At 42.8% G+C, this 17,792-nt stretch carries 19 protein-coding genes; 17 read left to right on the top strand and 2 right to left on the bottom strand.

Features of this window, described 5'->3' with window-relative positions; genetic code table 11:
• Positions 1–248 precede the first annotated feature (248 nt).
• The 12 genes from AEQ18_RS01105 (at position 249) to AEQ18_RS01050 (ending at position 10,764) form a co-directional block, all read left to right on the top strand.
• The gene (locus AEQ18_RS01105) at positions 249–914 is read left to right on the top strand and encodes a CPBP family intramembrane glutamic endopeptidase (protein ID WP_054114523.1); all 666 of its coding nucleotides are present in this window, start codon (positions 249–251) and stop codon (positions 912–914) included.
• 306 nt (positions 915–1,220) lie between these two features.
• On the top strand, positions 1,221–2,282 hold the full coding sequence (locus tag AEQ18_RS01100; RefSeq protein ID WP_054114522.1) for a DUF1002 domain-containing protein: 1,062 nt from the start codon (positions 1,221–1,223) through the stop codon (positions 2,280–2,282).
• 58 nt (positions 2,283–2,340) lie between these two features.
• A complete protein-coding gene (locus AEQ18_RS01095) occupies positions 2,341–2,715 on the top strand; it encodes a YccF domain-containing protein (protein WP_054114521.1) in 375 nt (124 codons plus the stop codon).
• A gap of 250 nt (positions 2,716–2,965) precedes the next feature.
• Positions 2,966–3,718, top strand: coding sequence for an amino acid ABC transporter permease (locus AEQ18_RS01090; RefSeq protein WP_054114520.1), 753 nt, complete (start codon positions 2,966–2,968; stop codon positions 3,716–3,718).
• Positions 3,719–3,753: 35 nt separating this feature from the next.
• A complete protein-coding gene (locus AEQ18_RS01085) occupies positions 3,754–4,566 on the top strand; it encodes a transporter substrate-binding domain-containing protein (protein WP_054114519.1) in 813 nt (270 codons plus the stop codon).
• 12 nt (positions 4,567–4,578) lie between these two features.
• Positions 4,579–5,289 carry an amino acid ABC transporter permease gene (locus tag AEQ18_RS01080; RefSeq protein WP_054114518.1) on the top strand — a complete coding sequence of 237 codons (711 nt, stop codon included), beginning with the start codon at positions 4,579–4,581 and terminating at the stop codon, positions 5,287–5,289.
• Positions 5,286–6,032, top strand: a complete 747-nt coding sequence (locus AEQ18_RS01075; protein ID WP_054114517.1) for an amino acid ABC transporter ATP-binding protein — start codon at positions 5,286–5,288, stop codon at positions 6,030–6,032. Before AEQ18_RS01080 ends, AEQ18_RS01075 begins: the two co-directional genes overlap by 4 nt.
• A gap of 23 nt (positions 6,033–6,055) precedes the next feature.
• A complete protein-coding gene (locus AEQ18_RS01070) occupies positions 6,056–7,276 on the top strand; it encodes an aminotransferase-like domain-containing protein (RefSeq protein WP_054114516.1) in 1,221 nt (406 codons plus the stop codon).
• 12 nt (positions 7,277–7,288) lie between these two features.
• Positions 7,289–8,260 (top strand): NAD(P)-dependent oxidoreductase, encoded by a 972-nt coding sequence (locus AEQ18_RS01065; protein WP_054114515.1) that lies wholly within the window; start codon positions 7,289–7,291, stop codon positions 8,258–8,260.
• 25 nt (positions 8,261–8,285) lie between these two features.
• Positions 8,286–9,038, top strand: a complete 753-nt coding sequence (locus AEQ18_RS01060) for an amino acid ABC transporter ATP-binding protein (protein WP_021150487.1) — start codon at positions 8,286–8,288, stop codon at positions 9,036–9,038.
• A gap of 14 nt (positions 9,039–9,052) precedes the next feature.
• Positions 9,053–10,225 (top strand): MFS transporter, encoded by a 1,173-nt coding sequence (locus AEQ18_RS01055; RefSeq protein WP_054114514.1) that lies wholly within the window; start codon positions 9,053–9,055, stop codon positions 10,223–10,225.
• Positions 10,226–10,317: 92 nt separating this feature from the next.
• Positions 10,318–10,764, top strand: coding sequence for an Lrp/AsnC family transcriptional regulator (locus AEQ18_RS01050; protein ID WP_005470356.1), 447 nt, complete (start codon positions 10,318–10,320; stop codon positions 10,762–10,764).
• 57 nt (positions 10,765–10,821) lie between these two features.
• Here the strand turns inward: AEQ18_RS01050 and AEQ18_RS01045 are convergent, their stop codons facing one another.
• Positions 10,822–11,253, bottom strand: coding sequence for an Lrp/AsnC family transcriptional regulator (locus tag AEQ18_RS01045; RefSeq protein WP_054114513.1), 432 nt, complete (start codon positions 11,251–11,253; stop codon positions 10,822–10,824).
• Positions 11,254–11,411: 158 nt separating this feature from the next.
• Between AEQ18_RS01045 and AEQ18_RS01040 the strand changes: the two genes are divergently transcribed.
• Positions 11,412–12,758, top strand: coding sequence for an aspartate ammonia-lyase (locus tag AEQ18_RS01040; protein WP_082348568.1), 1,347 nt, complete (start codon positions 11,412–11,414; stop codon positions 12,756–12,758).
• A gap of 142 nt (positions 12,759–12,900) precedes the next feature.
• On the opposite strand, the gene AEQ18_RS01035 is transcribed toward AEQ18_RS01040, so the two are convergent.
• Complete coding sequence (locus tag AEQ18_RS01035; protein ID WP_054114512.1) at positions 12,901–13,752, bottom strand: MurR/RpiR family transcriptional regulator; 852 nt, start codon at positions 13,750–13,752, stop codon at positions 12,901–12,903.
• Between the two features lie 159 nt (positions 13,753–13,911).
• On the opposite strand from AEQ18_RS01035, the gene gnd reads away from it, so the two are divergent.
• Genes gnd through AEQ18_RS01015 form a run of 4 tightly spaced genes read left to right on the top strand, consistent with a single transcriptional unit; the run spans position 13,912 to position 17,789 of the window.
• The gene (gene gnd / locus AEQ18_RS01030) at positions 13,912–14,811 is read left to right on the top strand and encodes a phosphogluconate dehydrogenase (NAD(+)-dependent, decarboxylating) (RefSeq protein ID WP_054114511.1); all 900 of its coding nucleotides are present in this window, start codon (positions 13,912–13,914) and stop codon (positions 14,809–14,811) included.
• A gap of 11 nt (positions 14,812–14,822) precedes the next feature.
• Entirely contained in the window at positions 14,823–15,824 is a 1,002-nt protein-coding gene (locus AEQ18_RS01025) for a D-isomer specific 2-hydroxyacid dehydrogenase family protein (protein ID WP_054114510.1), read from the top strand.
• 15 nt (positions 15,825–15,839) lie between these two features.
• A complete protein-coding gene (locus AEQ18_RS01020; protein ID WP_054114509.1) occupies positions 15,840–16,943 on the top strand; it encodes an iron-containing alcohol dehydrogenase family protein in 1,104 nt (367 codons plus the stop codon).
• 12 nt (positions 16,944–16,955) lie between these two features.
• Positions 16,956–17,789, top strand: a complete 834-nt coding sequence (locus AEQ18_RS01015; protein ID WP_054114508.1) for a PTS mannose/fructose/sorbose/N-acetylgalactosamine transporter subunit IIC — start codon at positions 16,956–16,958, stop codon at positions 17,787–17,789.
• Positions 17,790–17,792 lie beyond the last annotated feature (3 nt).

Raw genomic sequence — 17,792 nt, 5'->3', positions numbered from 1 at the left:
GCGGTTCGTCAGCCAAACAAAAGTAGCAATAGTGTATCATAGCTGAAAGGTGAATACAATCTATAGCCGGAAAAATGCGTGATCTAAAGCGTATTTGTTTAAAAAGGGGGTTTGATGTACAAAAAAAGCAAAAAACTATTTATTTGCATAATCGCCTTGATTCATCTAACGATCATCGGTACTATTAAAGTGAAAGGATGAAGACATGTCGTCTTCATCAAGAAAATAAAGAACGAGCAGGAGGGTTTATGAAAACAGTCAAAAATGTGTGTATCGTTATAGGGTTATTTCTATTAAGTCAAATCAGTATGACCACGTTTGGTCTGGTGAAGCTTCATTATTTAGAGGCAGGCGAAAACTATATCCCAAGTTTGGTATCCTATGGACTAATCGCCTTAATCCTCATCAATATCGGGCTGACTATGTGGCTAGCAAAAAAATTACGCCTCGCCAGTTTTACATTCGATTGGTCTACCAAAAGGAACTGGGGATGGATCATTGGGGCGTTTGTCATTGGAAGAATCATCGCCATCGTCGGTACGCTCTTTTTGCAAGCAAATACCGGACAGCAGACGACCGCCAACGATGCGCTGTTAAATAATATATTCTCAGGCGAGAACCCGCTATTGATTTTTTTGTTGCTCGCCGTTGCTGCACCAGTGATGGAAGAAATCGTGTTTCGTGGGGGAATCATTGGCTTGGTGTTTAAGAAATATCAAATTGCAGGGATTATTGTAAGTATCAGTCTATTTGGATTGGCCCACACTGCTACTAGTTGGATCGAGTTTGTTATCTATGCATTGATTGGGTTGCTGATGGCACTCGTTTATGTGAAAACCAAGCGATTAGAAGCGGCCATTGCAGTCCATTTTCTGAACAATGTCATTGGTGCGATCGCGATGATGTTTTTGTAAAGGATATGGGGCATCGCTCTAAGCGGTGCAGGTTTTTTATCAAAAAAATAACCATCGCGGTCTAAAGGCGACGGTTACTTTTTTTGTCATTTTTTGCTGCTAAAGTAGTTTATTTGATCGTGAAAAAAGAAAGCTCGTTTCCTTTTTCCTTTATTTTACAAAAATTCACGATGTTCTATAAGTTTTTCTTCAAATCGGACCCTAGCCGTAGGTACTTGCCAAATACCTATTGTACAATAGAGGATAGTTACCAACGGTTGATAGTTAGACGACCGTATCCTAAATTCGATCCACATGGAGGAACTTATGAAAAAACAAACACGTAAACCCATCGCGATAATCGCCACGCTCTTGGTATCAAGCCAAGTTTTACTTACGATCCCGACCGTATTCGCTGAAGAAACGTCTACGACAGAGAGTATCATACCGATTTCTGGAACAGTAGATACCACAAATTCAGAATCGACAACCGCGTCATCGGATAGCAGCGAACGCTTGCAAGTCAATGCGGTGGCTATTGGAAATGCTTTAACGAAAGACCAAGAAGACTACACGTTAGATAAACTAGGCATCCAAGGAGAAACGCCTATTTATACGACTTCTGGTACGGATTTGATGAAGTATATCCCTGATGGCGGCTTTACTTCCGATTGGGCTGTCTACAGCTCGGTGCGCATGCAGACATTAGACGAAGGGGCCGGCATCACAGTAGATATCGCCACCCCGGACAACATTACCAAGATCACTGCTGCACAGTATCAAAATGCCGCATTGACTGCGGGCATCACTGATGCGAAACTAACAGTTGCTTCAGCTGTACCAATCGATGGTTCAGGTGCCTTGGCAGGCGTCTATAAGATCGTTGAAGAATCCGGCGGAGTCATCAACCAAGACCGTGTAGCTGTGGCACAAGATGAAATGGACGTTTTGTCAACGATCACAGAAGAAAATAAAGACAAAGATGGCTATTCAGATGATGCTTTGAATGCTGCACAAGAGCAAGCAAAAGCCGATTTGGCAGCGCAGACTGCAGATGGTACGGATTTGACACAGTCTGATATCCAAGAAACAGTCGAAAAAGCCTTGAAAGATAATGGATTAGAAGGCATCGTGACGAACAGTCAGATTGCTGAATTAACGTCGTTGATGAGCGATATGAAAGACAACAATATTTTTGAAGATTTTGTCAATGAGTTGGATCTATCTGAAGCGCGAAAACAAATTGAAGAGACATCCAAAGGGTTATGGGAAAATATCAAAAGTTTCTTTAGCGGCCTATGGTCTTCGATCACAGGGGTCTTTGGCGGCGATGACACCGATACAACTTCTGATACGACTACGAGCGAGTCAACGAGTACGATAGAATAGTCTGTTCAGACAAATCACATACATCATCAAGGGTTTTCAGAGGAAAGGGAGTGGAACAATGCACGTTTTAGGCAATATCATTTGGTTTATCTTTGGCGGCTTAGTTGGTGCTATTTCCTGGTTTTTGGCAGGCTGTCTGTGGTGCATCACGATCATAGGAATCCCCATCGGATTACAATGTTTTAAATTTGCCACCTTGTCATTGGCTCCTTTTGGCAAAGATATTGCTTATCGTGGTGGTGGTGTTTCTTTGATTCTGAATATTATTTGGTTGATTGTATCAGGATTACCGATTGCATTTGGTCATCTGATCAGCGCCTTATTGCTGACAATCGCAGTTGTTGGTATTCCTTTTGCGGCGCAATCACTAAAGATGGCTCTGTTGGCCTTGATGCCTTTTGGTGCAGAGATCGTGTCGAAACGTTGGAAATAATGAAAGCAGTCGATTTGCCGAGAGTTGGTGTTTGTTCACCAATTTCTTGGCTTTTTTTTATTTGTGACCAAACAGAAAAAAAGATGATGTCGCTTTCTTCTTATTTTTCTTTGGTAAAAGGACTGGATCACAAAATAATCATAGTTAAACTTCGTCTGCTATTGTCTAAAATGGACTTTATAAGGTATTGTTATGAAAATTCAGAAAATTCTGAAATATAAATTTAGGTTTTGATCGAGGGGGGAACGATATGTCCGCATTTTTTCAATGGCAATTGGTTTGGGAGTATTTTCCAAAGATTTTAAGTGCCTTGCCGGTCACGCTGATGATCGTAGGCGTAGCGACAATCGTAGGCTTGCTTTTAGGGATTTTGCTTGCATTTATTCGTGTCGAGAAAGTGCCATTTCTCAGTCAACTGGCGGCAGTCTTCGTTTCATTTATTCGAGGCACACCGATATTGGTCCAGCTTTATGTGGTGTATTATGGTGTACCCGCCTTATTACAAATGATACATATCGATGTTTCTTCATGGAACAAAATCATTTTCATCTATATCACCTACGGATTAAATACTGCTGCCTTTCAGTCTGAAACCTTTCGGGCTGCGATTCTAAGTGTACCGGTCACACAGAAGGAAGCGAGCATTGCTTGCGGATTGACAAAAACACAAATGTATCGACAAGTGATTTTACCGCAAGTTGTCCGTGTCGCATTACCTGCATTTGGTACAACTACGATTGCACTCCTGCAAGACACATCGCTGGCTTTTACCATTGGGGTCGTGGATGTTGTCGGCAAAGCGCGAGCGATAGGCGCAGTGACCTTCCATACACTTGAAGGCTATGTCGGTGCGGCGATCTTGTTTATTACCTTAAGCTTCCTCTTAGAACGTGTTTTCACCGGTCTGGAACGTCGGATGAGTTTTTCGAAAACAAAACAACAAACAGCAAAAGTACCACTGATATCATGGACCAAAAAACAGCAAAAAATCAAAACAACATAGGAAAATTTTGGGTAGAGGGAAAGGGAGGAATTCAAATGAAAAGAACGATTTTAGGTGCAAGTACATTGGTGACACTTTTGGTTTTAGGGGCTTGCGGAAGCAGTTCTGCCGACACTGCAAGCAGTGGTGCAAGTGATGCAACAGAAATCAAGGTGGGTACCGGGAATGAAGCATTGCCATATGCGTATTTAGACGAAAATGGTGAATATGATGGCTATGATGTCGCCGTCGTTAAAGCAATCGACGAAAAATTAACTGATTATACCTTTACCTTTGAAGGGGCGGATTTCCCAACGACGTTATCAAATTTAGAAAGCAATAAAGTCCAGATGGCTGCCTATGAATATGAAGTCAACGATGAACGGAAAGAAAAATTTGTCTATGGGGATGTTGGGTATGTGGTCTGGGATACGTATATCGTCTCTGATCCAGATGCCGGTACGGTCTACGATAGCTTCGATGATTTAGCAGGGAAAAAAGTCTATGTGACGACTGCTACCAACCAAGCAGCAATGGCTGAGGCTTATCTGGCAGAAAATCCCGATGCTTTTGAATTGGTTTATGGGGAATACAACAACGAGCAAATCGTACAAGCAGTCACTTCAGGTGCGGTCGATGCAACGTTAGCACCAGAATATCAAGTCGATAATTGGAACAATTCATTTAGTGAAAATCTAGAGATCGGCAGCGAACCAGTCCACAACTCAGATGCCTACTTATTGTTCAACAAAGAAACGGATCAAGACTTTATTGATGCGGTCAATACAGCGTTAGAGGAATTGAAAGCAGATGGAACGATCAAAGAATTATCAGAAAAATATCTAGATGGGGATTATGTCCCAGAATAGGGAGGAATGGCGATGAGTTTTCAATTGTCTATTATGATCGAAGCGCTGAAAACAGCAAGTCATTATATTGGTACGACGCTTTTTATGGCGTTGACCGCACTCGTCATTGGCGCGGTGGTTGGGTTGATCATCGCCTTGATTCGTCTGTATAGGATCAAGATCCTCGCACCAGTGCTGCAAGTGATGGTCACGGTCTTAAAAGGGGTCCCAGTGGTTTTAGTGATTTTAGCGTTATATCTTATTTCTGCTAAACAGTTTGATATTTGGGCGGAGTCGATGCATTGGACTTTGCGATTTAAAGATTTCAATATGGTTTGGATAGCGATCGCCGCCTTGAGTTTAATGTCTGCTATCAATAGCAGCGAGATTTTCAGGGGCGCATTTGCGGCAGTCAAAAAAGGGCAGTTCGATGCAGCCAAATCGATCGGCATGACGAACGTACAAGTGATCCGTCGTGTGCTGCTCCCGCAAGCCTGGCCGATTTCATTGCCCATGTTCAGCAATTTGCTGATCTCGTTGGTTAAAGCGTCGGCCTTAGCTTCCATGGTCAGTGTCGTCGATGTTTTTGCGGCAGCTAAGATCACGGCCCAGCAAAATTATCGTTTTTTAGAAGCGTATGTGGCTGTTGCGATCATTTATTGGCTGATTAGTTTGGTCATCGAAAAAGGGGCACAATTACTGGAAAATCGGATGTTGCGCAAACTAAGGAGGGCCGCATTATGATGAAAGTAACGGATATCCATAAGCGATTCGGCAAACAAGAAGTGTTAAAAGGGATTGATCTTGATGTCGCTAAAGGCGAAGTAGTCGTCTTATTGGGGCCTTCCGGTTCGGGAAAAACGACCTTCTTGCGTTGTCTCAATTTTTTGGAACGAGCAGATCAAGGTGTGATTCAATTGGGAGAAACCACCACCACATTGCACAAAGCAAGTAAAAAAGAAATATTGACCCATCAACGGCAAACAGCGATGGTTTTCCAAAATTATGCTTTGTTTCAAAATAAAACAGCCAAAGAAAATATCATGATGCCATTGATCGTGACCAAAAAACAAAGCAAAGAAGCTGCTCTGCGAACAGCAGAGGCTTTGTTGGATCAAGTCGGTTTGTCTGAACGACAAGATTTTTATCCTAGCCAACTGTCCGGTGGACAACAGCAGCGTATCGGGATCGCCCGTGCGTTGGCGTTGAATCCTAAGGTCATCTTGTTTGATGAACCTACCTCGGCATTGGACCCGGAACTAGTGGGACAGACATTGGCGCTGCTCAGAGAAATTGCGGAAGCCGGTGCGACCATGGTATTGGTGACCCATGAAATGAAATTCGCGTATGAAGTAGCAGACAAAGTCGTTTTCATGGAGAATGGACATATTGTTGAACAAGGCACACCGCAACAAGTATTCGAGGAAACCAAAGAAGAACGAACCAAAGCCTTTTTAGCCCGCTTTACCACGCAGCTGGCTGGCTAACAACTATGCAGGGAGGAAATAGAATGGCCTATCAATTCGCACAACGTATCATGACATTAGAAGCATCTCCATTAAGAGAGAATGCCAAAAAAAATATGGAGTCTGCAGCAGCTATTTCCTTTGCTTACGGATTTCCGCCGACAGAAGCCTTTCCAATGACCACATTGAAAGAGATCTCGCAAAAATTATATAGCGAAGCGGATCCAGAATCTTTCTTACAGTATGGGGCATCAGAAGGGTATCCGCGCTTACGGACCTTGATCAAAGAACGTTTGCGTCAGTTGTCAAATATCGATAACGAAGAGGAGGTGCTGGTGGTTTCGGGTTCGACCCAAGCCATGGATTTGGCGGTCAAAGTCTTTTGTAATGAAGGCGATGTGGTGTTATGCGAGGAGCAAACATTTTCCGGTGCGGTGAATGCCATCAAAGGATATGGGGCGATCCCAGTGCCGGTACCGATGGATCTTGCAGCAGAATCAATGGATCTTGACGCTTTAGAAACAATCCTCAAAACAGACGCAAGAGTGAAAATGTTGTATCTGATCCCCACTTTCCAAAACCCTTTAGGCACATCAATGCCATTGGAAAAACGTAAAGCCATTTATGCATTGGCGTGTCAATATGATGTGCTGATTTTTGAAGACGATCCTTACGGTGAGTTGTTGTATGAAGGTACACCGATCCCTAAGATGAAAACATTAGATACCGAAGGACGAATCATTTATGCGGGATCTTTTTCAAAAATTTTGGCACCCAGCAGCCGGATTGGTTTTATGATGGCTGCTGGTCCTGCAATGGAAAAATTGATTTTGGCCAAGCAATCCGCCGATTCCCACACCAATTTTTATTGGCAAGTGGTATTGGCCGAATATATGGATCATCATGATTTCGAAGGTCATGTGGCCCAATTGACCTTGTTGTATCAAGAGAAATATACCCGCATGCTGCAAGCATTACAGGCACTGCCAACGGATAAGCTTACCTTTATCAAACCAACAGGCGGCTATTTTATCACCTGTTTCCTATCGACTGAGGTGGACGCAGAGCGGTTCTATGATTACCTGGATGAGGCGAAAGTTGCGGTCATTCCAGGCAATATCATGAGTGTCGCGGGAAAAGGCTATGAGCATTCATTTCGGCTGAATTTTACGAAGCCGACATTGGCACAGATCGATCAAGGGATCGCTTTATTAGGTGATGCGTTGGAATACGCGATGCCGCCAGCATATGAAGGGGTCAGTTAGGAGGTGTTGCCAATGAAATTGATTTATTACGGGGTAAGTGAAGAAGAAATTGCTTATATCGAACGGTGGCAATTTATCCACAAAACACCAGTGACGATCGTGATGGAGGGCTTGTCTTGGGAGAATATCCATTTGGCAGCAGGGCATGACGGCATCTGTTTGTATCCTAGTCTGGCTATGCAGCAAGATGAGTCCCTGTACCAACGCTTGCATATTTTAGGGATGAAGCAGTTATCGATCAAATCAACGGGGGTCGACGGTGTTCGTTTTGACTGGGCGCAAAAGCATCAGTTGACGGTCACCAATGTCCCTTCTTATAGCCCAACATCGGTGGGCCATTACACGGTGATGTCGATCTTGATGGCTTTACGCAATATTCCAGCAATGATCAAAGGAAAACTTGATCGACGGTCTGTGATTGGTCGGGAGCTACAAGACGTAACAGTCGGTTTGTTAGGCACTGGTCGAATCGGTGCTGTAGTCGCAGAAGCGATTTATCATATGGGGGGACATGTGATTGCCACAAGTAGGAGTGAAAATCCTCGGTTGAAGGGGATTGTCGAATATGTGTCCTTTGAGACCTTGATTGCTGCATCGGACGTCTTGTCGATCCATATCCCGCTGACAAAAGCATCAGAAGGACTATTTTCGGCATCTGTTTTTGCACAGATGAAGCCTGGCAGTTGTCTGGTCAATACGGCACGTGGCGGAATCGTTGATACGGATGCGTTGATTGCCGCACTCGCGCAAGGGCGTTTGTCTGGTGCTGTATTAGATGCTATCGCCAATGAAGAACGGTATTTTTCAGTTGGGTGGGATCAAAATCCTTATTATCAACAGCTGAATCAACTGCCAAATGTGCTTTTGACCCCGCATATTGCGTATTATACCCAATTGGCTGTACAAGAAATTGCAGAAACAGCTTTGAACAATGCAAGAGATATTTTGCTAGAAGGACAATCTGCCAATACGATCGCGCTTTGAGCGATAGAAAAGAAAGGGTGGGAATATGCTGCAAGCAGAAATCAAAGGTTTGAAGAAGTCATTCGATAAACAAGTCATCTTAAAAAATGTTGGCTTACAAATTGAACGTGGGGAAGTTGTGTGCATCATTGGTCCTAGCGGCTCTGGAAAAACGACCTTTTTGCGTTGCTTGAATTTGTTGGAGCAGCCTGACGCGGGGAGTTATTCTATCGGTGACTTCCAGTATGATCTCGCACATATTGGCAAAACCCAACGATTGGAGATTGCCCGCAAAACAGCGATGGTCTTTCAATCCTATGAGCTGTTCAGCCACATGAATGTGTTGCAAAATGTGGCTGAAGGTCTACGCACACCACGGCGTTTCCCAAAAAAACTGGCAGAAAAAGCAGCGCTGTCTGCTTTAGAAAAAGTGGGTTTGGCAGATAAAGCCATGATGTATCCTAGTCAACTGTCTGGCGGACAGCAACAACGTGTAGGTATCGCCAGAGCGATGGCTTTGACGCCAGAATTATTACTGTTTGATGAACCAACTTCAGCGCTCGATCCAGAACTTGTCGGTGATGTTCTAAATGTCATGAAGCAACTGGCTGATAGTGGGCAAACGATGATCATCGTGACGCATGAAATGCAATTTGCACAAGAAGTCGCGGATAAAGTGATATTCATGGCGGATGGTGTGGTGGTAGAAGCGGGAACACCAGAAGAAATTTTTGAGGATCCGCAAGAAGAACGTACACAGCAATTTTTGACACAAGTACGTTTTCAATTAGCTGTATAGAAGCGAGGCACGATATGGAAAAGGTGAACAGCTCTAGTCGGCTTTGGTCGAAAGATTTTTATTTAGTGATGGTGGTCACGGCACTAGCAATGACAGCCATCACGACCCAAATGGGGACCTTGCCGTTATATGTTGCTTCTTTAGGTGGTTCTAAAGCAGTATCCGGCGCCATTGTAGGTGTCTTGGGGCTATCTGCTTTGTTTTGCCGTTTGCCAATCGGTGTGGCATTGGATCGATATGGACGCAAAGTCTTGCTTTGTATGGGATTAGCCATCCTGTTGATTGATTTTAGTTTATTGAATCTGTTGCAGGGGCTATTGATGCTTTTTTGTCTGCGCATCTTGCAAGGGGCGGGCAATAGTTTGCAAGCGACAGCAGCGGCGACGATGGCAGTTGATACGATTCCTGAAGGCAAATTAGCAGTCGGATTGGGGTATTTCAGTATCGCTCAGGCTGTGCCGAGTGCCATCGGCCCGTTGATAGGACTTGCTGTTGTAGAAAATTATGGATTTCCTGCACTTTTTCGGATGGCTGTCTTGTTGAGCGGAACGGCTTTTTTATTGAGTTTGTTTTTGAAAGAACAGCCCTTTTCACGGGGGAATACGCACTCTGGCGAAGAGAAATCATCGTTACGAGAACTGCTTCGCATCAAAGCAGTTGTGTTTCCTAGCGGTATCCTTTTTTTGATATGCTTTGCCAATTCTGGCGTGGTGGCGTTTATTGTACAATATGCCCTTGAACGTGAGATTATCGGCGCAGGCTATTATTTTACGGTCATGTCGATCATGACGGTCACAACACGGGTCGTATTTCCACGTTTGCTCGCCAAAATCCAAACGGCTACACTGATTTATGGCAGTTTATTATTGATTTTGGTTTCTTTTTGTCTGTTGCCATTTACAACACAGCTCAGCGGCTTGCTTCTGGCCGCGAGTTGTTATGGTGTCGGTTATGCCGGCTTATTGCCTGTGATGAATACGATTGTATTAGAATCGGTGTCTGAGGCGCAGCGAGGGCAAGGGACAGCGGTATTTTCAGCAGCCTTAGATGTAGCTTATGGAGGTGGGGCTTTTTTGTGGGGAATCATTGCCAGTCTTTTTGGCTTTGACATGATGTTTTTTGGGTGTGGTCTGTTTGCTTGTGGGGCGATGATTGCTTATCGCTATTTCCAATTATCTCAGCGTTGATGTTAGGAAATTTAACATAGGATGTAATCTGTAACTTGCGCTTCTGTTGTTTTCTCGATAAACTGAGAAAATAATGAGAACGGGGGATGATTATGGATAACTTAGACCGCAAGATACTGAACATCATGCAGCAAAATGCCCGAGTCACTGTCAAACAGATCGCAGAGCAATGCTTTATTTCGTCGCCATCTGTTTCTGTGCGGGTACAAAACCTTGAAACCCTTGGTTATATCCGTTCTTATCAGGCACTGATCGACTACCAAAAACTTGGTTATCTGATCAAAGCGTATGTCCATTGCGCAGTGAATGCCAAAGATAAAGAAGCCTTCTATGCCTATATCGCAGACATCCCAAATGTGATTGAGTGTGACTGTATCACTGGAGATTATTCTATGCTCTTGAAGGTTTATTTTAGTGATACGGTCGTCTTGGATCGGTTTATCACAGATTTGCAATTTTATGGAGATACCAAAACCCACATTGTATTTTCAACGAATGTCGGACCACGAGGCTTGCAAGTGCCAGTCGATGACCAGTGATCCCTGCATATAAAAAAGCGTGCCTGTCTATGTGAGATAAGCGCGCTTTTTGGGTTTTCAGAATTGATATCCCCGAGAGGGAACTGGCGTCGAGAAGACGATTTGAGTGTTGGTTCGACCGAACTTTTGCAAGTCATTGATAAAACTGTCCAATGATTTGGTAGAAGGGAAAACGACTTTGATTAGCATCGAATAAGGGCCTGTGACACAATCACATTCCAGCACATTGGGAATCGCCTGTATGAAAGGATAGAAACTCGCTTTTTGCTGTGGTTCGATCGACAGGTGGATAAATGCTTTGATCGGCAAGCCGGCTTGTTCATAGTCAATCGTCGCTTGATAATACAACAATTGACCGGTTTCTTCTAAATGTTTTATTCGTTGGGAAACAGCAGGTGCAGTGATGAATAACGCTTCACTTAACTTTTTGATCGATAACCGACCATTTTGCTGCAACAGATTCAACAACTTCTTATCTAGTTCATCCAAATACTTTCCTCTTTTCTGTTTTTGTACTGTTTCTCTTTGTTTTTCAAAGTGAAAGGAATCAATTTCAAGGATTAACAAAGAGATGGCTGAAAAGGCTCGTGTCTTTTTCTCTTATGTGATATTTTATCACATATAATACAAAAAGGGGCGTTTAAATCATGATGAGGATCGAATCAGATACAATTGGCAGTCTACCTATATACGAGGGGGCTTATTATGGCATTCATAGTTATCGCGCAAAAGAAAATTTTGCTTTCACTGAGCAAAAAGTCGATCTGACGATGATCAAGCAAGTAGCGCGTATCAAAGCGGCAGCTGCGCTAGCCAATCAACAATCTGGCACGCTATCCAAAGAAAAAGCACAAATCATTGTGACTGCTGCGGAAGAAATCATCATGGGCAAGTGGGATGAAGAATTTATTGTTGATACATTTCAGGGGGGAGCAGGAACATCCACCAACATGAATGTGAATGAAGTGATCGCCAATCGCGGGTTAGAATTGATGGGGCATAAGAAAGGGGAATATCAATATCTTCATCCTTTAGACGATGTCAATCAAAGCCAATCCACAAATGATGTCTATCCCAGTGCTGGGAAACTGGCTTTGCTTATATATATTGAACAATTGGATGAAGCACTGGTACAGTTGATTGACAGATGGCATATGAAAGCGAAAGAATTTCAGCATGTGGCAAAAATGGGTCGAACCCAACTGCAAGAGGCGGTGCCAATGAAAGTAGGTGAAAGTTTCGCTGCATATGCCCACAGTTTGACGCGCTGCCGTGAACGGCTGCACCACTTATCGGCAGAACTATTGACCTTAAATATGGGGGGGACAGCCATTGGAACAGGTCTTAATGCGTCCTATCGCTATCAAGAATACCTCTATCAAGAATTGAACCGACGTTTTCCAAGACCTTTACGGCCAGCGAATGACCTTATTGATAGTACACAGCATACCGACAGTTTCGCCTCGATTTCAGGTGGATTAAAAACGATTGCCATCACATTGAACAAAAGCGCCAATGATCTGCGGCTCTTAGCCAGCGGTCCGCGAACTGGTTTTCATGAACTCAACTTGCCAGCAAGACAAGCAGGCTCATCGATCATGCCGGGCAAAGTCAATCCAGTCATTCCAGAAGTTATTAGTCAAATTGCCTTTCAAGTGATTGGAAATGACGGTGCCATCACCTTTGCGGCAGCTTCTGGAGAATTGGAATTGAATGCTTTTGAGCCGGTGATGTTCCATAATTTATTTGAATCATGTCAACTGTTGACCAAAGCGTGTCAAATTTTTGCTGATAAATGTGTGGCGGGGATTACCGTGAATGAAACAGCGTGTGCGGAAGCCGTGGCTAGCAGTACGGGGAGCGTCACAGCCCTTGCACCACAAATCGGGTACGAAAAAGCTAGTGCCCTTGTCAAAGAAGCTTTAGCAAAAAATTGTTCCATCGACGAACTGTTGGTGCAAGAATCAATCTTGCAAACAGGGACCTATCAGTAAGGAACAGTCGGATCCTCTACCTATTCAAAAGTATAAAAAAACTTATCCGCAGCATAGACCACTGTCTGATTACAGACAAATGCGCTTGCTGCGGATAAGTTTTTTTCGGTTATGCTAGAGGGAAGACTATGCTGTAAAATGATCAACTCTCTTTGATTTTTGAAATTGAGCGACGAATCTTCTTGATCGATTGTTGTGCAGCATCCCGATTGATGAACATTAAAATCACATATAGTGCATCCATGATGCTGAGTTGCGAGATCCGTGAAGCCAGTGCTTCTGAACGAAATTCGGTTTCTTCGGAAATAGAGATAAAAACCACGTCACCTAGTTTAGCCAAAGGTGAGCCAGCATGACTAGTGAGGACGATGATTTTTGCGCCAGCTTCTTTGGCGATTTGCGCCATTTCGATCGTTTCACGAGATTTCCCCGTATGGGAGATAAAAATCGCACAGTCATCAGCAGTCAGCAAAGAAGCTTCCATCAGTTGAATATGGAAATCCGTACTATGGTATACCGCAATAGGGGAACGCAAGAATTTATGATAGGCATCTGTAGCAACGATTTCAGAACCGCCCACGCCAAAAAAATAGACCCGCTTAGCGTTATCGATCATAGAGACCGCTTGATTAAGATTCTCCTCCGTCAATAAATTACGGGTATCCGTCAGTGTGGACATATTGGAGTCAAATACTTTTTGCGCCATTGTCAATTCATTGTCAGATTGTTGGATATTCTCATGGAAAGAAATAGCAGATAAATCATTTTCTTGCATCAGCATGGCCATCTTAAAATCTTTGAAGCCATTGTAGCCCAATTTTTTTGTGAACTGAAAAAATGTCGAATCCGCAATCCCTAAGGTGTTAGAAAGATCGCTGATTGAGCTATGGCTGACTTTACTAGGATTCTCCAAAATATAATCGGCGATTTTTTGTTCTTTCAAACTAAAATCTTTATAATGTGTTTTAATTTGCAAACGGATAGATAACGTCAAAATAGAACCTCCTTTCAAGGAATGAGATAGATTATGATTAATTTATCATAAAGACATGGAATTTCATATCAAAAAGCCAACAAAAATATTTTTTCTTTTTTATGTTTACAAAAAAATATTTTTTTGTATAATGGAGATATAAGAAATGGAGGCGCTGACATGGAGATTGGCATTATCGGCCTAGGTAAAATGGGCTTGAATCTTGCATTGAATTTAAAAGACAGTCAGTATCGTGTGATCGGTATGGATATTTCACAGCAGGCCCAGCTTGCAGCAAAAAAGGAAGGAATCGAAACCGTTGCATCTGTGGCTGCTTTGGCAGCGGCTTTTACAGGCAAGCGTATTTTTTGGCTCATGTTGCCAGCAGGGGAGCCTACTGAGCATGTATTGATAGCGCTACAACAGCTGGCAGAACCCGGTGATATCATTATCGAAGGTGGGAACACCAATTATAAGGATTCGATCCGTCGGGCTGCAACTTTCAAGGAAAAAGCGGTGACTTATTTTGATTGTGGGACATCCGGAGGAATCTCTGGTGCCCGCCATGAGGCCTGCTTGATGATTGGCGGCGATGAAGCGGCGTTTCGCAGGATCGAACCGCTATTCGAAGATATAGCAACCGAAAACGGCTATTTGTATGCAGGACCTTCAGGCAGCGGACATTTTCTAAAAATGGTTCACAACGGCATCGAATATGGCATGATGCAAGCCATTGGCGAAGGCTTTCAATTGATTGAACGAAGTGATTATAACTTTGATTTGGCTGCAGTGGCAAAGGTGTGGAATCATGGCTCTGTCATACGTAGTTGGTTGATGGAAATCGCAGAAGCACAATTCTCAAATAGTCCGCGTTTGGCAGAATATCGAGGAATCGTGGCTGCTTCAGGAGAAGCCCAATGGACTGTCGAAACAGCTCTTGAAATGAATGTAGCTGTCCCGACGATTGCCTTGAGTTTGTTTATGAGAAATCTGTCGCAAGAAGAAGACAATTTTTCTGGAAAAGTGGTTGCTGCGTTGCGTAATGGATTCGGCGGGCATGAGATGGTGGTGAAGGAATAAGGGGGAATCCTATGAAACAATTTAAGATCGCTGTAGTAAATTCCAGCAGTTTCGGTAAAATTTTTCCACAACATATTGAACGGTTAGAAACGATCGGATCAGTCAAGCATTTCAACGTTGACAGCGAAATAGCTGGTAGAGAATTGGCAGAAGAACTTCATGGATACAATATAGTTATTGCAAGTGTGACGCCATTTTTCACAAAAGAGTTTTTTGAATACAAAGATGAACTACTATTAATTACACGCCATGGGATCGGTTATAACAATATTGATTTAGAGGCTGCAAAAATCCATCATACAATTGTTTCAATCATTCCACCACTGGTTGAGCGGGATGCAGTAGCAGAAAATAATATTACGAATCTTTTGGCGCTTTTGCGTTGTACTGTCGAGTCGAATACAAAAGTACGTGAAGACCAATGGAATAAACGAGCCAACTTTGTCGGACGAGCATTGTTCAATAAGACAGTGGGGGTGATTGGTGCGGGCAATACTGGTAGTTGCGTGGTAGAAATATTGAGAAATGGGTTTCGCTGTGATGTTTTAGTGTACGACCCGTATAAATCTTCCTTGTATATCCAGAGCTATGGTGGGAAAAAAGTCGAATTGGATGAACTACTGATGAAATCAGAGATTATCTGTCTTTGTGCCAACTTGACGGAGGAAAACTATCACATGATTTCTTATGAAGAAGTGGAAAAGATGAAAAACCAAGTGTATCTATCGAATAGTGCACGAGGTGCATTATTGAATGAAAAAGCAATTGTAAGCGGATTAAAAAGTGGCAAAATTGCTGGACTTGCGACAGATGTTTTAGAAGAAGAGCCTGGACACAAAGACCATCCATATTTAGCATTTGACAACGTTGTAATGACACCGCATACATCGGCATATACAATGGAATGCTTGGAAGAAATGGGGAATAAGTGTGTGACGGATATTGAGCGAATAGTCAAAGGTCTGTTGCCAGATCGAGTAGTCCAAGCTGAAAGCCGATATTTGGCTACCTAAGGGAGGGTAAAAAATGTGCTGACCGATTTAAAAGTAAAGGTTGGACCCCAGGTTTATCGTTACCATGAAGGTGCACTTGATTTTGTACCTGAGATGCTAAGAGAGTATAAAGTCATTCGACTATTACTCGTTCACGGGACGATTTCTTGGGAAAAAGCTGAACCCAAATTAACTTGGTTAAAAAATGAACCATTAGACATTACGTATTATCGTTATACAGGGGAGTGTAGTTATTATGGTGCGGAAAAAATAGCGACTCTCGTTGCTGAGAAGAACATTGATTTTATTCTTGGTGTCGGGGGTGGGAAGTTATCAGATTTGGTAGGATATGCAGCCCATATAGTTAATTTGCCTTTTGGCGTGATACCAACATTGGCTAGCAATTGTGCACCGTGGACACCATTATCTGTTATGTATAAAGAATCGGGAGAATCTGAAGGAAAGTCAGAGCATTATTTAAGACAGGCAGCATTTTTGATCACAGATCCAAATCTAGTGATTGATGCACCGATATCCTACTTTATTGCTGGATTGGCTGACACGCTAGCAAAGTGGATTGAATCTGAATCAATCTTAGCACAATCACATTTGCAAGATGAACCTTTCTTACAGTTAGCTGGTTATACAGCAAAATTGTGCCAAACGGCCATTTTGACTCAATCAAAGCAGGCAATTGAAGATATGAAACACCAAGAAGTTTCTGATGCCTTTTGTCATTTATCAGAAATCATTATTGCAGTAGCAGGAATGGTTGGCGGTCTAGGGGACAAATATGCGCGCAATGCAGCTGCCCATGCAATGCATGACGCTATCAGCAAATATCTGCCTAGCAGCCATAAGTACCTTCACGGTGAAAAGGTGGCGTATGGCATGTTCTATCAACTTGCGCTTGAAGAAAAATGGCGTATCATTGATCAATTGATTCCGTTTTATCAAGAATTAAATTTACCGATGAGCTTACACCAGATGAACATTTTTCCAGAAAATGAGCAAACGATCAATCAGTTGGTGACGTTCATTTATTCGAAAGAAAAAGTACACTTGATCCCAGTCTTAATCACCAAAGAACGCTTGAAAGAAGCTGTTCTTGATTTAGAAATCTATTTGAAAGACGTTTAGGAGGAGGAAAAAATGGATACATTAAGTGTTACACAAAGTTTATTGATTGCATTATGGGTTGCAGCAATCATGTCTCGTTGGCTCGGTGGGGGTGCTACACTGACATTGCGTTTTTCACCGCTGATGACAGGATTGATCGTAGGGTTGGTCATGGGAAACGTCCCGCAGGCGATGATCGTTACTGCTGCGCTACAAATGATTTATATGGGTGTTTTTTCTCCTGGAGGATCTATGCCGGCTGAACCATCGATTGCCGCTGCGATTGCTGTACCTGTCGCTTTACTAGGAAATCTTCAACCAGAAGCTGCAATTGCTGTTGCTGTACCAGTTGGTTTATTGGGTAGTTATTTGTACCAATTCCGTTTCTTTATCAATACTTTCTTAGGAAAATATACAGATAAAGCTGTAGAAGATCTTAATGCCAAAGCCATGAGTCGTTCAATCATACTATATCCAACACTTGCTTCGTTTATTTTGTTTGTTCCATTAGTATTTATTGCACTTTATTTAGGCGCACCGTTGATTGCTGATGTTATTAATGCTCTTGAAGGTACAGTAGTTATTCATATTTTAGAGGTAGTAGGTGGTGGTTTGGCAGCTATTGGAATCGCAACTACTGTTTATGTGATTGGACGCAAGGATTATATGGTCTTTTTCTTTCTTGCATATTTTATGAGCGTTGTTTTAAGCTCGTTGGAGATTACGATGGTCACCTATGCAATCTTTGGAATATTGATTGCTTTGATTTTCGTACAGTCGCAAAAAGGGAAATTAACGCCTGCCACAGAAACGAGTAAGTCATCACCATCCTTTGATGATGACGATGACTATGATGACGGGTTCTAACCG

Source organism: Enterococcus sp. RIT-PI-f, from assembly GCF_001297065.1.
GTDB lineage: Bacteria > Bacillota > Bacilli > Lactobacillales > Enterococcaceae > Enterococcus_D.
This window is presented reverse-complemented; position numbering and strand designations above follow the sequence as displayed.